This is a genomic window from Minwuia sp. IMCC3060 (assembly GCF_029909435.1).
Taxonomy (GTDB): domain Bacteria; phylum Pseudomonadota; class Alphaproteobacteria; order Minwuiales; family Minwuiaceae; genus Minwuia.
On record NZ_CP123782.1, the window covers coordinates 1028950 to 1042390 of the forward strand.

Below are 13441 nucleotides of genomic sequence, written 5' to 3' on the forward strand. Positions count from 1 at the left end.
CCGTCGCCAACGTGAGGGGCTCAGGCCCCCTCCGCCAGTATTGCCCGCAGCTTGTACTTCAGGATCTTGCCGCCGACCGTTTCGGGGAAGGATTCCATCGGCACAATGCGCTTCGGCGTCTCGAAACCGGCGAGCTGTTCACGCGCGAAGGCGATGATCGCATCCTCATCCAGCGTGGCACCCGGCTTGGGCACGACGCAGGCCGTGACCATCTCGCCCCACCGGTCGTCGGGAACACCGACGACTGCGGCACGGGCAATTGACGGATGCTGCTGCAGCACGGCTTCCACCCGGATGGAAGAGACGTTCTCGCCACCGGACTTCACGATGTCCTTGTAGCGGTCGACCATGATGCGCAGGCCCTGTTCGTCATAGACGAAGCTGTCGCCCGAATGCAGCCAGCCGTCCTTCAATGCCTCCTTCGTCGCTTCCGGATCACGGTAGTAGCCGGAGAACATGGCGGGCGAACGATATACGGCCTCACCCTGGACTCCTGGCTGCCCACGCAGGTCGTTGCCGTCAGCGTCCATCACGGTGGAGGCCAGCATCGGCACGGGCAGTCCGACATGGTTCACTGCCGGTGCATTGCGCAGGTAGGTGTCCCGGTGCTGGTTGATGTGGAAGCAGTGACAGACGACGCACTCGGTCTGGCCGATGATCCCGTAGACACTCAGTTTCGGAGCGGTCATGCGGCGCAACTTGGCCAGCGAACCGGGAGCCAGCGGTGCCCAGCCGTAGAACATCACCTTCATGTTGGAAAGGTCATAGGCGGTTGGTGAATCCTCGACAGCCTTGATGAGGGACTCAACGAACTGCGGGGATCCGCCAAAGAGGCTGGTGACGGCTTCTTTTGTGCAAGCCTGGGCCATGGCGTGTCCTTCGGGCTTTCGACCCATGATCACGGTGCCGCCTGCCAGCAGCGGGGCAATCATCATCAGCAGGTCACCGATATGGAATGTCATCGGGGTGAAGGTGCCTGCGCGCAATTCATTCTCGTGGTCCAGCCCCCGCGTCATCGACAGGGCGTGATTGTACCCGGTCATGTAGGCATAGGTGTGGGAGATCATCACCGCCTTCGGCTTCGCCGTCGTTCCGGAAGTGAACAGGACTTCCCAGACGTCATCTGCATGGATCGTGACATCCGGATCCTCGATGCTCTGGTCCGCGATGAAGTCGTCAAAGGACGGGTAGCCGTCGTCCGGCCCCGCGCCGATCGACATGACCGGCTTTACGCCTGCCGCCTCGAACGCATGGCCCATGCGCTTCCACAGGTCGGCATCGACAATGGCGCAACTGGCCTCCATCCGTTGCAACCCGTCAGTGATGATGTCGGGAGCCATCATCACGTTCATCGGTGTGGCAACCAGCCCGGCCTTGGCGATGGCGATCTTCGACAGCCAGGCCTCAATGGAGTTGTCGCAGAGCATGGCCACCCGCGCTGCATCCGGCAGACCCAGAGCCAGCAGCCCGTTGGCGACCCGGTTCACCAGTTCATGCGCCTGTCGGTAGGTGACGCGGGCGTGCTTCGGGTTGACGGTCGCATCCGGTGTGGCGACCAGGCATTCCTTGTCCGGGGTGCTCCACGTCACGCGCTCGAAGATGTCGCCCACCGACATGCGATTCCAGCGCTGGTTGTTGCGGCGGTTGCGAAAGTTCTCGACGTCGATCTCAATTTCCAATTCAGGTGCCTCCCCGGCGTTCGGTGTTCTTGTCTGCCCCGGTTCCTAAAGGATCGCCAGTGCGTTTGCAGGCGACCCGATGGCTCCGGGCAGATTCAGAGGTATCGCGGTCATCATGAAGTGCCAGTCGCCGCGCGCCTTCAGCGCCGGGGCGAGGGCAGAGAAGTCGAACATCTCGCCAAAGGCCATCCCCAGCAGCGGGATCATCCGCCGGTGCAGGGATCCGATCTTCGGATCGCCCGGCACGACCTCGACGGCGGGGTTGTCACAGGTGATGGAGGCCACATGCCAGTTCCAGAGCTGGCGTGCCATGTCCTCCGACCCGTCCAGCCCGGCGTGGCGCACCGCGTTCGCATAGGCCTGTCGTCCGGCCGGATCGAGCGCGCGATAGGCCTCCACCCAGCCAAAGCGGATGCAGAGCATGTCGCCGGTCCGGATCGTCGTGCCCTGATGCGCGGCGGTGGCGCGCAGGTCATCGGCCGAGACGGGGTGCGGCGACAGCGGGTCGTAGTCCTGTCCCGTTTCCTGCATCCAGCCCGCAACGTCCAGCAGCACGCCGCAGCCGGCCATGCCGTGCTCCACCCAGTGTTCGATCCCCAGCCGTCCGCGACCCGGGTCGAACCCGTCGGCGATGCCGGTGTAATAGCCGTGTTCCCGCGCCCGGACGTGGCGCAGCCCGTCCCACTGGCTGGATGCCTGCATGAACAGCGAATCGACGCTGTCATCCAGCGTGTTGCGGTCCAGCGCATAGATGTCGTGATGCAGTGCCTTGCGCCCGAACAGGGGCGGAGCCGGTTCATCCAGCGGCAGCGAAAGGTTCACCATCTGACCCGACTTCACCAGCGCCGCAGCGGCCCTCACGCGGTCCGGCGTCAGCAGGTTGATCGAGCCGAGATCATCGTCGCGTCCATGCACATCCCACGCATGGCGCATGTCCAGGCCTTCAACGATCGGCAATTCATCGTAGTCGGGCAGATCGCCCATTGCCTTGTCCTCCCCAGGATCACGGCATTGCAGAGCAGCGCCGTCGGCGGGGACTTTCGCAAGCCGGGGAATGTGCGGTCAAGCGGGTCCAGCACAAACGAGGGTGACCGCTGCGCCGTCGCCGCCTTCCACAGGTGTGATCGCTTGGGGTTTCCGGCCTACTGCGTGCGCGCGGCCAGCCCGGCAGCGCGGTGGATGCCCTTGCGGATGCGGCTGTAGGTGCCGCAGCGACAGATATTGGTCATCGCCGCGTCGATGTCGCTGTCGCTCGGTAGCGGGTTCTCGGCCAGCAGTGCGGCGGCGGCCATGATCTGGCCGGACTGGCAATAGCCGCACTGCGGCACATCCAGCTCGGTCCAAGCCTGCTGCACCGGGTGGGAATTGTCCGTCGAGAGGCCTTCGATCGTCGTGATCTCCGCCGTGCCGACATCACTGACCGGCAGGACGCAGGTGCGTGTCGCGACCCCGTCCAGATGCACCGTGCAGGCACCGCACAGACCCTGTCCGCAGCCGAAGCGGGTACCGACCAGACCGATGGTCTCGCGCAGGACCCAGAGCAGGGGCGTGTCCGGTTCGACATCCACGTCCATCGTCTGTCCATTCACCTTGAGTGTCAGCATGGTGGAACTCCGATCAGATACTCAGGCCGTGGCGGCTCAGGGGCAGGGTGCGGATACGGCGCCCCGTGGCGGCGAAGATCGCGTTGGTCAGGGCAGCGGCAACCGGTGGCGCGCCAGGCTCGCCGAGGCCGGTCGGCGGCTCCGCACTGGGTACGAAATGTACTTCGACGTCCGGGGCCTCGTGCAGGTGCAGCACCTCGTAGTCGTGGAAATTGCTCTGTTCCACCCGTCCGCCCCTGATGGTGATCTCGCAGCGCAGCGTGTTCTCCAGACCCCAGATCACCGCGCCATGTACCTGTGATTCGGCAATTGCAGGATTGACCACGACGCCGCAATCGACGGCGCAGACGATGCGGTGGATCCGCAGTGTGCCGTCTTCGGTGAAGGAGATTTCCGCCACCTCGGCAACATAGGTCTCGAATGACCGGTGTACGGCCAGGCCCTGGAACCGGCCCGGCGGTGGTCTGCCCCAGTCCGCCTTCTCCGCCACCAGATCCATCACGCCGAGATAGCGCGGTTCCTCCGCCAGCAGCCTGCGCCGGTAGGCGAGGGGGTCCTGACCCGCTGCATGGGCGCATTCGTCGATCGCCGCCTCCTTGCAGAAGCCGGAGAAGGAATGCTGCACCGACCGGTGGGAGCCGTTCGGAACGGGGATGTCCATGATCTCGTCTTCGGTCTTCAGCTTGCCGACCGCATAGGGGAACGGATTGCTCTGCACGAAGGATTTGCCAAGCCCCGCCAGCATGTTCACATCCCCCAGCAGGGCCTGGACCGGCAGCCAGGAGAACTCCGGGAAGTTGTCGGCAAGCACCTTCTGGAAGGAGGACGGGGAGGCGATCCGGGTATACCATTCCTCCGGGGTGCCGTCGGCCCCGAGCGCGATCTGGAACCGGGCGCGGGTGACCGGGCGGTAGAAGTCATGCTGCATGTCCTCTTCGCGCGTCCATAGAAGGCGCACGGGTTGCCCGACGTCCTTCGCGATGATGACCGCCTGTTGCACGAAGTCACTCTCCAGCCGCCGTCCGAAACCGCCGCCCAGATGCGTGACATTGACCTCGATCTCCTGCCGCGGCAGGCCCGTGACCACCGCTGCCGCCGCCGCTGCGCCATGCAGGTTCTGTGTCGGGACCCAGAGACGGCACGAAGTCGGCGTCACATGCGCAGTGCAGTTCATCGGTTCCAGCGGCTGATGCGCCAGGAACGGTGCCTGGTATTCGACGTCGAGGCGCTGGGCAGCGTCAGGAAAGGGTTCCCTGTCCATCTTCTGCATGGAGGCTTCGAGCATCAGGGTGAAATCTTCCGAGCTCCTGTCCGCGTTGGGGCCGTCGTCGAACCGGATGGCCAGTGCCTCCAGCCCCTTCAGCGCCCGCCAGTGACTGTCGGCAACGACGGCCAAGCCGTCATCCAGGGCCACGACCTTGCGCACGCCCGGCATGGCCATCGCCGCGGCCTCGTCAAAGGACGCCACCTTGCCGCCGAACACCGGGGACTGCGCCACGGTCGCGTAGAGCATGCCGGGCAGTTTCACGTCGATGCCGTAGATCGCGCCGCCGCTGATCTTCGCGGGTGTGTCCAGCCGGGGAACCGGCCTGCCGATCAGTCTGAACCGGTCCGGCGTCTTCAGGACCGGATCGTCGGGGGGCGTCAGTTGCGCGGCGGCCTCCGCCAGTTCCCCGAAACCCAGCGACCTGCCGGACGGATGGCTGACGACGGACCCGGCGACGCTGCAGTCCCCGGGTTTCACGTCCCATCTCTGGGCGGCAGCCTCCACGAGCATCGCACGTGCCGCAGCACCCAGCTTGCGCAGCTTGAGCCAGTAGGAACTGACCGAATTGCTGCCACCCGTGACCTGGATGAAGTAGGTCGGATTGTCGAAGGCCGGGTCGTAGGGGGCGAAGGTCGTCCGGATTCTGATCCAGTCCGCGTCCATCTCCTCCGCCACCAGCATGGTCAGAGCGGTCTGAACGCCCTGGCCCATTTCGGTGGAGGGGACGATGAAGTTGATGCCGCCGTCGGTGTCGATATGCAGCCAGGCATTGCGGAACCGCTGCTCCTCCCGCGTCGTGGCGAAGGATGCGATGGGGTCCAGTTCGCGACTGCCGCAGCCGATCAGCAATCCGGCGGATGCGCCGAGGCCCAGTTGCAGGAAACGGCGTCTGCTCAGTTCGGATACGCTCACGATTGTCCTTCCGGGTATTGGGGGCGACCGAAGTCCGCGCGTCGCAAGCCTGTTCGCAGGAACCAGCCTTCGTCAAATCAATTTGGGCAATATTTACAATATTCGTCAAATATGTAAAATCCCAGGCCATGGATGACGTGGAAACATACGAGAATGTCCTCAGGGTCTTTGCCGGGTACGGGTTCGGCAAGGCATCGATGGCGGAGATTGCCTCGGCGGCGAATGTTTCACGGCAGACGCTCTACAATCGGTTCCGGACCAAGAAGGCCGTGCTGAGCTGGGCGGCGGCAGGCTTTACCGAGGTCTGCATGGCGCGCGCGCTGGCACGGCTGGCGGAACCTGAAACGGATGCCGAGACAGCGATGACAGGTTGCTTCATGGCATGGATCAGCGACGTGCTGCCCCTGCTGCGGTCCGCGCCGCACGGGGCGGAGATCCTGGACATGGGGGTGGACACCCAACGCCGCGAGAACGTGGACCGCGTGGCCCGGATGTCGGCGCATCTGGCGGAGTTCATGCTGGATCGCGGTATCTGCCGGAACGCTTCGGACGCGGAGGGCCGCGCCTTTCTGCTGATCATGGCGTCGAAAGGTCTGTTGCTCGAGAGTCAGGACGTTGGGACCTTCGAGGCCGGGATGCGACGGGCGGTACAGGCGGTCCTGCTGCTGGGGCCGTCCGGTGAACCGAGTACACGGGAGGACTCAACGCATGAATGACTGGACCCCGACGCACCGTCACTACAAGGGCGGGCTCTATCGCGTGCTGCACACGGCGCTGCACAGCGAGACGGAGGAGAAGCTGGTGATCTACCAGAGCGCCGACGGTCGTATCTGGGCCCGGCCCTACGACATGTTTCACAGCCCGGACCCGAGCGGGGAGGGGAAGAGATTCCAGGAAATCTGAGGGCCAGCGGAACGGTTGGCTCCGAACGGATCAGGCTTCCGTGGCAGGCTTTGCAAATTGGTTGATGCGGCGCCAGGCAAGGAAGCTGACCGCGATGAAGCCGACCAGAAGCAGCACACTGGCGACCCCCCAGTTGCTCTCCACTGATGCCATCACCATGTCCCCGAAGACATAACCGCCGCCGACCAGCAGCCCTGTCCAGAGAGCGCCCGACAAGGCGTTGAGCACAGAGAACTCCCGCCAAGGCATTGTGCCCAGACCGACCGGCAGGGCGCCGACCGTGCGCATGCCCTTCGGATAGCGATAGAGAAAGATGTAGAGTTTGCCGTAGCGTTTCATCAGTGCCGTTGCATTGCTCAGCGCCTTTCGTGTGAAAGCGCGGCGTCCCATCAACCCGGCTCCGTGACGCCTTGCCAGGTGAAACCGCAACTCATCACCGAGATAGCCGCCACAGAAGGTGACGATTGCAACTGCGACCGGATCGAGTGCTCCAGCATACGCGGCATACCCCGCGAACAGGGGCAGTGCACCGCTCTTCAGGCTGCAATAGAGAAACAGAAGACCATAGACCCAGGGGCCATACTGCCTCAGCAAGTCGAAGATGGCGTCCATGGAGGCTTCCTGTTGTGGCGCTTGGAGTTTCGACGCTCTTACGATCCAGCCCTTGTCAGGGATCACCCGTGGCAATCGCGCGTTCACCAGGCCATGACAAACGGAGCTGACGTCGACTAGGCTTCGAGAGCTTCAGACGAGCTGGTTCAAGGACACCCAATGACCGAATCTGCCATGATCAACTACGAGGCCTTTCGTGCTGAGGTCCGTGCCTTCCTGGCCGCGAACCTGCCCGATGACATCCGGGAGGCGACCCGTCTGACCGCCAGCATGTTCCCGCACATGCCCACCGCCATTGCCTGGCAGAAGATCCTGCACCGGCAGGGTTGGGCCGCGCCGCACTGGCCGGTCGAGTACGGGGGACCGGGCTGGGACCTGCGCCAGCAGATGATCTTCCGCGAGGAACAGGATCTGGCCGGTGCCCCGGCGACCATCATGCAGGGGCTGTTCATGTGCGGACCCGTGCTGATGGGCCATGGCACGAAGGCGCAGCAGGACTACTACCTGCCGCGGCTGCTGTCGGCCGAGCACATCTGGTGTCAGGGCTATTCGGAGCCTGCATCGGGGTCGGACCTGGCCAGCCTGAAGATGTCGGCGGTGCCGGACGGCGATGACTACATCCTGAACGGCAGCAAGATCTGGACGTCGAACGCGCACGAGGCGAGCCACATGTTCCTGCTGGTCCGAACCTCGACCGAGGGGCGACCGCAGCAGGGCATCACCTTCCTGCTGCTGGAGATGGACACGCCCGGGATCACCGTGGAGCCGATCATCAACCTGAACGGGGTGCAGGAGCAGAATCAGGTCTTCTTCGACGATGTGCGGGTGCCGCAGGCCAATCGCGTCGGCGCGGAGAATGACGGCTGGACCGTTGCCAAGTACCTGCTGGAGTTCGAACGGAGCATGAGCTACGCCGCGCCGCTGAAGAAGCGGCTGCGACAGATCCGCCGTTCCGCCTCGGAGGAGGTTGCTGCCGACGGCACCCCCCTGATCGACGACCGCGTGTTCCGGCGCAAGCTGGCGGAGGCGGAGATCAATGCCCGCGCCTTCATCGCCACGGAGATGCGGGTGAACGAGGAAACGGCGGCGGGTGGTTCCCCCGGTCCCGCGGCTTCCGTGCTCAAGATTGCCGGGGCGGATGCGCGTCAGGCGCTGGACAAGCTGTGGCTGCAGACCGTGGGGCTGAATGGCGTGCCGCTGCAGCCGGAGGCGCTGGTGCCGGGGAACAACGTCGGCTCCCTGGTGCCGGACCATGCGCTGACGGCCATGGCGACCTGGCTGGATGATCGCTCCACCACCATTGCAGGCGGCAGTGCGGAGGTGCAGCGCAGCATCGTCGCCAAGGCCGTGCTGGGGCTGTGACCGCCATGACCTTTGCCCTCTCCGAAGAGCAGCAGATGCTGAAGGACAGCGTGGACCGGTTCGTGGCCCAGGACTATGGCTTCGATGTGCGTCGTGCACTGGCGGAGTCCGACCTGGGATACAGCGCGGACAACTGGCGGACCTTCGCCGATCTGGGCTGGCTGTCGGTGCCGTTCGCGGAGGAGAACGGCGGCTTCGGCGGCAGCCTGCGCGATGTGGCAACGATGACGGAAGCACTCGGCAGGGGACTGGTGACGGAACCCTTCGTGCCCTGTCTGGTCCTTGGCGGAAGGCTGGTTGAGATGCTGGGATCGGCGGAACAGCGACAAGCCATCCTGTCCCCCGTCATCGCGGGCGAGACTCAGCTTGCCCTTGCGCACACGGAGCGCCGCGCCGCCGGCAATCCGGCCTGCGTCGGCTGCACGGTTCAGGCGGACGGGGACGGCTTCCGGATCAGCGGCGAGAAGCATCTGGTGCTGAATGGGCCGAGCGCCGACCTGCTGCTGGTCTCCGCCCGGTCAGGCGGTGCGGAGCGGGACCGGCAGGGTGTCGATCTGTTCGTGGTCGATGGGCATGCCGACGGCATTCACCGTCGCGATTATCCCACCATCGACGGGCTGCGCGCAGCCGACATCACGTTCGACACTGTGCGGGTCGAAGGCGCTGCCCGACTGGGGGAGGCCGGCTCCGCCATCGACGCCATCGAAGCCGTGATCGATGAGGCAATCATCGCCTGCTGCGCGGAGGCTGTCGGCGTCATGGAAGTGCTGGTCCGCGACACGGTCGAATATGCCCGCACGCGCAAGCAGTTCGGCACACCGATCGGCAAGTTCCAGGCCCTGCAGCACAGGATGGTGGACATGTTCGTTGCCCAGGAACAGTCCCGTGCCCTGCTGCTCCAGGTGATCGGGGAATTCCAGGCGGGGGGCACGGAAGCGCGCAAGGCAGCCTCCGCCATCAAGGTGCATGTCAGCCGCTCAGCCAGGCTGATCGGGGAGCAGGCCATCCAGATCCATGGTGGCATGGGCACAACGGACGAGCTGCACATCGGCCACTACGTCAAGCGCCTGCTGGCGCTGGAGGTCCTGTTCGGCGACACCGACTATCACCTGGACCGCTACGCCGCGCTGATCGACTCAGCCGGGCAGGACACCTGAGATACCCGGCCTGTTCCGGATGATCTCCGCGATTCCCATCAGTTGGTTGGCCAGCGGACTTGTACGCCGCCAGACCATGCCGACGGTCCGCGCAGGCTGTGGCTCGGGGAAGCGGGCGACGGAGACGGGGGCGGAGCGGGTCTCGACGGGCATCGCCATCTCCGGGATCAGCGTAACCCCGAAGCCCGCACTGACCATCTGGACCAGCGTCGACAGGGAACTGGCGTCCAGCGTTTCGCGCGGGGCGGAGGCGGCGAGCTTGCAGAACGACAGGGCCTGATCCCTGAAACAGTGCCCTTCCTCCAGCAACAGCAGGCGCATCTGCCGCAGCATCTCGCTGTCCGGAACGGGAGCGTGCGCATCAGCTTCCGGTCTGACGAGCAGGAACTTCTCTGTGAAGAGCGCAGCCTCCGTCAGTGTTGGCTCGGAGACGGGCAGGGCGACGATGGCCGTGTCGAGCTGCCCTTCTCGCAGTTCCTGGATCAGGGTTGGCGTCAGGGTCTCGCGGATCATCAGATCCAGCCCCGGGTGGACATCGGCGAGAACGTCCACGATGGCCGGCAGCAGATAGGGGGCAATCGTCGGAATGATGCCGATCCGCAACCGCCCGACCAGCCGGTCCCTGGACGCGCGCGCCATGTCGCCAAGCTCATCGACCGCGCGAAGGATGCCCGTGACCCGCTGCGCGGTCTCCTCCCCGAATCGGGTCAGCCGGATCTGCCGGGCGCCGCGTTCGACCAGCGCGGTGCCGAGGGTTTCCTCCATCTCCTTGATCTGCATCGACAGTGCCGGTTGGGAGATGGCGCAGGCCTCCGCCGCGCGGCCGAAATGCCCATGCCGGGCCAGGGCATCGAAGTAGCGCAATTGCTTCAGGGTCAGATTGATCATCAGCAAGAGTTATCACAACGATCAAAACATGCAATTTCCTCTAATGAATGCACGCTGATATCTTTCGATGGAGAAAACAAATTCCCGCCAGCCGGCATCGGCTGTCGCGTGATCAGGAACGAGAATGGGAGCGATCAATGGCTGAGACAGCGAAACCGCAATCCGGTGGCTGCCCCGTGATGCATGGTGCGAACACAAGTGGATCCACGGGCGGGACGACGAACCGCGACTGGTGGCCGAACCAGCTCAATCTCCGCATCCTGCACCAGCATTCGGAACGCTCCGACCCGCTCGGCAGGGATTTCGACTATGCTAGGGCGTTCTCGGAACTGGATCTGGAGGCCCTGAAGCAGGACCTGCACGCGCTGATGACCGACTCCCAGGATTGGTGGCCGGCGGACTACGGCCACTATGGCGGGCTTTTCATCCGCATGGCATGGCACAGCGCCGGTACCTATCGCATCGCCGACGGCCGGGGAGGCGCGGGTTCCGGCTCGCAGCGGTTCTCCCCGCTGAACAGCTGGCCCGACAATGGCAATCTGGACAAGGCGCGGCGTCTGCTCTGGCCGATCAAGCGGAAGTACGGCAACAGCATCTCCTGGGCCGACCTGATGATCCTGGCGGGCAATTGCGCGCTGGAATCCATGGGCTTCAGGACCTTCGGCTTCGGCGGTGGCCGGGTCGATGTCTGGGAGCCGGAGGAGGACATCTACTGGGGCAGGGAGGCCGAGTGGCTGGGCGACAGGCGCTACAGCGGTGAACGTGATCTGGAGGAACCGCTGGCGGCGGTCCAGATGGGCCTGATCTACGTCAATCCGGAGGGGCCGAACGGCAAGCCGGACCCGGTGGCGTCCGGTGTCGATATCCGCGAGACCTTCGCCCGCATGGCGATGGACGATGAGGAAACGGTGGCCCTGGTGGCCGGTGGCCACACCTTCGGCAAGTGCCATGGTGCCGGTCCCGACGGGAATGTCGGCGCCGAACCGGAAGGGGCAGCCATCGAGCAGATGGGCCTCGGCTGGAAGAACAGCTTCGGTTCCGGCAAGGGGGGCGATGCCATCACCAGCGGTCTGGAAGGGGCCTGGACGCCCAACCCGACGCAGTGGGACATGGGCTACTTCGACATGCTGTTCGGCTACGAATGGGAACTGGTGAAGAGCCCCGCCGGTGCCTGGCAGTGGCAGCCGAAGGACGTGGCGGAGAAGGACATGGCGGCAGCCGCCGATGATCCGTCGAAGCGGGTGCCGACCATGATGTCCACCGCCGACATGGCGATGCGCATGGACCCGGCCTACGAGAAGATCTCGCGCCGCTTCCACAGGGACCCGGAGGCCTTTGCCGACGCCTTTGCCCGCGCCTGGTACAAGCTGACCCATCGCGACATGGGTCCGCGCTCGCGCTACCTCGGCGCGGATGTCCCGGCGGAGGCACTGCTCTGGCAGGACCCGGTGCCGGAGGTCACGCATCCGCTGATCGATGCCGCCGACATCGCCGACCTGAAGGCGCAGGTGCTGGCGTCCGGCCTGTCGGTCGCGGAGCTTGTCTCCACGGCCTGGGCCTCGGCCTCCACGTTCCGTGGTTCCGACATGCGGGGCGGCGCCAATGGCGCACGTATCCGCCTGGCACCGCAGAAGGACTGGGCGGTCAACCAGCCGGAGCAACTGGCGAAGGTGCTGGCGGTGCTCGAGCGTCTGCAGCAGTCGTTCAACGAGGCCCAGACCGGCGGCAAGCAGGTTTCGCTGGCCGACCTGATCGTGCTGGGAGGCTGTGCGGCCATCGAGAAGGCAGCGAAGGATGCCGGGCATGACGTGCAGGTGCCGTTCACGCCGGGCCGCACCGATGCGTCGGCGGAACAGACCGATGCCGACTCCTTCAGTGTTCTGGAGCCGCGCGCCGATGGCTTCCGCAATTACCTGGAGCGGAAGTTCACGGTATCGGCGGAGGAACTGCTGATCGACCGGGCCCAGTTGCTGACCCTGAGTGCGCCGGAGATGACGGTGCTGGTCGGTGGCCTGCGGGTGCTGGGCGCGAACACCGGACAGTCGTCGCATGGTGTGCTGACCGACCGCCCCGGAACGCTGACCAACGACTTCTTCGTCAATCTGCTCGACATGGGCACGGAATGGACGGAAGTCTCGGAAGGCGAGGGGGTCTTCGAAGGTCGCGACCGCGGCACCGGTGCCGTGAAATGGACCGGTACCCGCGTCGATCTGGTCTTCGGATCGAACTCGCAGCTTCGGGCCCTGTCGGAGGTCTATGCCTCCGACGACGCGCAGGACCGCTTCGTCAGCGATTTCGTCGCCGCATGGAACAAGGTGATGAACGCGGATCGCTTCGATCTCGCCTGATCCGGCTTCAGCACCGGAATGATGGAAGGCCCGGCCGGTGAAACGGTCGGGCCTTCTGCGTTTCAGGCGGCGTCGGACCTGCCGGTCAGCGCCAGCGCCGCCGTCTGCTGCATGACACGGACATAGCGTTCCTGCGGCCAGCCGCATTCGCGGCAAAGATGCTCCCAGTTCCGGAACGCGAGCAGCATCCAGAGCCAGTCCGTTGCCTCTTCCTGCGTCAGATCCCCGGTCAGTTCGCCGTCCCGGTCCAGCGCGGCGATCGCGGCAGCGCACCCGTGCCGGATCGCCTGCATCCGGTCGTTCCAGGCCGTCATCGCGGCCTCGTCCGTGTCCTTCATTGCCTGCAGCGCCTTCGCCACCCCATGGACGACGGGAATGTAGTTGCCGAGAGCATCGATCCAGGCGTCCAGCCGTTTCCGGCCCGTTGCTGCGGTGCGGCTCGGCACCAGCCGCCGCTCCACCTCGTTCTGCTCATCGATATGACGGCTGGCTGCGACCAGCAGGTCGGCGCGGTTGGGGAAATGCAGGTACAGCGCCTGGCGGCTGATGCCGACAGCCCTGGAGATGTCCGACATGCGCACGCCGCTGCCGCCACCGGCCTGAAGCAGGTCCAGCGTGGCCTGCAGGATGCGGTCACGGGTTGATGGGGTCTTTTCTGTCATGGCGGCAGTATGACGTCGCTTGACACGGTGTCAACTTGACACTATGT

12 protein-coding genes are annotated in these 13441 nt (G+C 65.0%); 5 read left to right on the forward strand and 7 right to left on the reverse strand.

Translation table 11 applies throughout. The annotated features are described in order from the left end of the window. Positions 1-20: 20 nt before the first annotated feature. The 4 genes from QGV54_RS04865 to QGV54_RS04880 form a co-directional block, all read right to left on the reverse strand. Positions 21-1679 carry an AMP-binding protein gene (locus QGV54_RS04865; RefSeq protein ID WP_281017970.1) on the reverse strand — a complete coding sequence of 553 codons (1659 nt, stop codon included), beginning with the start codon at positions 1677-1679 and terminating at the stop codon, positions 21-23. Between the two features lie 45 nt (positions 1680-1724). Beyond that, complete coding sequence (locus QGV54_RS04870) at positions 1725-2663, reverse strand: cyclase family protein (protein ID WP_281017969.1); 939 nt, start codon at positions 2661-2663, stop codon at positions 1725-1727. 158 nt (positions 2664-2821) lie between these two features. After that, a complete protein-coding gene (locus QGV54_RS04875; protein WP_281017968.1) occupies positions 2822-3283 on the reverse strand; it encodes a (2Fe-2S)-binding protein in 462 nt (153 codons plus the stop codon). 13 nt (positions 3284-3296) lie between these two features. Then, complete coding sequence (locus QGV54_RS04880; protein ID WP_281017967.1) at positions 3297-5462, reverse strand: molybdopterin cofactor-binding domain-containing protein; 2166 nt, start codon at positions 5460-5462, stop codon at positions 3297-3299. 128 nt (positions 5463-5590) lie between these two features. Between QGV54_RS04880 and QGV54_RS04885 the strand changes: the two genes are divergently transcribed. Both QGV54_RS04885 and QGV54_RS04890 read left to right on the forward strand, forming a co-directional pair. After that, a complete protein-coding gene (locus QGV54_RS04885; RefSeq protein ID WP_281017966.1) occupies positions 5591-6178 on the forward strand; it encodes a TetR/AcrR family transcriptional regulator in 588 nt (195 codons plus the stop codon). Beyond that, a complete protein-coding gene (locus QGV54_RS04890) occupies positions 6171-6365 on the forward strand; it encodes a DUF1653 domain-containing protein (RefSeq protein ID WP_281017965.1) in 195 nt (64 codons plus the stop codon). Before QGV54_RS04885 ends, QGV54_RS04890 begins: the two co-directional genes overlap by 8 nt. Positions 6366-6395: 30 nt before the next feature. Here the strand turns inward: QGV54_RS04890 and QGV54_RS04895 are convergent, their stop codons facing one another. Next, the gene (locus tag QGV54_RS04895; RefSeq protein ID WP_281017964.1) at positions 6396-6977 is read right to left on the reverse strand and encodes a VTT domain-containing protein; all 582 of its coding nucleotides are present in this window, start codon (positions 6975-6977) and stop codon (positions 6396-6398) included. 159 nt (positions 6978-7136) lie between these two features. Between QGV54_RS04895 and QGV54_RS04900 the strand changes: the two genes are divergently transcribed. After that, a complete protein-coding gene (locus tag QGV54_RS04900; protein WP_281017963.1) occupies positions 7137-8339 on the forward strand; it encodes an acyl-CoA dehydrogenase family protein in 1203 nt (400 codons plus the stop codon). A gap of 5 nt (positions 8340-8344) precedes the next feature. After that, on the forward strand, positions 8345-9496 hold the full coding sequence (locus tag QGV54_RS04905; protein ID WP_281017962.1) for an acyl-CoA dehydrogenase family protein: 1152 nt from the start codon (positions 8345-8347) through the stop codon (positions 9494-9496). On the opposite strand, the gene QGV54_RS04910 is transcribed toward QGV54_RS04905, so the two are convergent. Further along, entirely contained in the window at positions 9476-10384 is a 909-nt protein-coding gene (locus QGV54_RS04910) for a hydrogen peroxide-inducible genes activator (protein ID WP_281017961.1), read from the reverse strand. The genes QGV54_RS04905 and QGV54_RS04910 overlap by 21 nt on opposite strands. A 179-nt stretch (positions 10385-10563) precedes the next feature. On the opposite strand from QGV54_RS04910, the gene katG reads away from it, so the two are divergent. Continuing rightward, the gene (katG, locus tag QGV54_RS04915) at positions 10564-12732 is read left to right on the forward strand and encodes a catalase/peroxidase HPI (RefSeq protein ID WP_348637649.1); all 2169 of its coding nucleotides are present in this window, start codon (positions 10564-10566) and stop codon (positions 12730-12732) included. A 62-nt stretch (positions 12733-12794) separates the two neighbouring features. Here the strand turns inward: katG and QGV54_RS04920 are convergent, their stop codons facing one another. Continuing rightward, on the reverse strand, positions 12795-13394 hold the full coding sequence (locus QGV54_RS04920; protein ID WP_281017959.1) for a TetR/AcrR family transcriptional regulator: 600 nt from the start codon (positions 13392-13394) through the stop codon (positions 12795-12797). Between the last annotated feature and the right edge of the window lie 47 nt (positions 13395-13441).

Excerpts from the sequence above, each read along its gene's own strand:
- QGV54_RS04890 (WP_281017965.1), top strand. The coding sequence starts at position 6,171 with ATGAATGACTGGACCCCGACGCACCGTCACTACAAGGGCGGGCTCTAT.
- QGV54_RS04895 (WP_281017964.1), bottom strand. The coding sequence starts at position 6,977 with ATGGACGCCATCTTCGACTTGCTGAGGCAGTATGGCCCCTGGGTCTAT.
- QGV54_RS04875 (WP_281017968.1), bottom strand. The coding sequence starts at position 3,283 with ATGCTGACACTCAAGGTGAATGGACAGACGATGGACGTGGATGTCGAA.
- katG (WP_348637649.1), top strand. The coding sequence starts at position 10,564 with ATGCATGGTGCGAACACAAGTGGATCCACGGGCGGGACGACGAACCGC.
- QGV54_RS04910 (WP_281017961.1), bottom strand. The coding sequence starts at position 10,384 with ATGATCAATCTGACCCTGAAGCAATTGCGCTACTTCGATGCCCTGGCC.
- QGV54_RS04870 (WP_281017969.1), bottom strand. The coding sequence starts at position 2,663 with ATGGGCGATCTGCCCGACTACGATGAATTGCCGATCGTTGAAGGCCTG.
- QGV54_RS04905 (WP_281017962.1), top strand. The coding sequence starts at position 8,345 with ATGACCTTTGCCCTCTCCGAAGAGCAGCAGATGCTGAAGGACAGCGTG.
- QGV54_RS04885 (WP_281017966.1), top strand. The coding sequence starts at position 5,591 with ATGGATGACGTGGAAACATACGAGAATGTCCTCAGGGTCTTTGCCGGG.
- QGV54_RS04920 (WP_281017959.1), bottom strand. The coding sequence starts at position 13,394 with ATGACAGAAAAGACCCCATCAACCCGTGACCGCATCCTGCAGGCCACG.
- QGV54_RS04900 (WP_281017963.1), top strand. The coding sequence starts at position 7,137 with ATGACCGAATCTGCCATGATCAACTACGAGGCCTTTCGTGCTGAGGTC.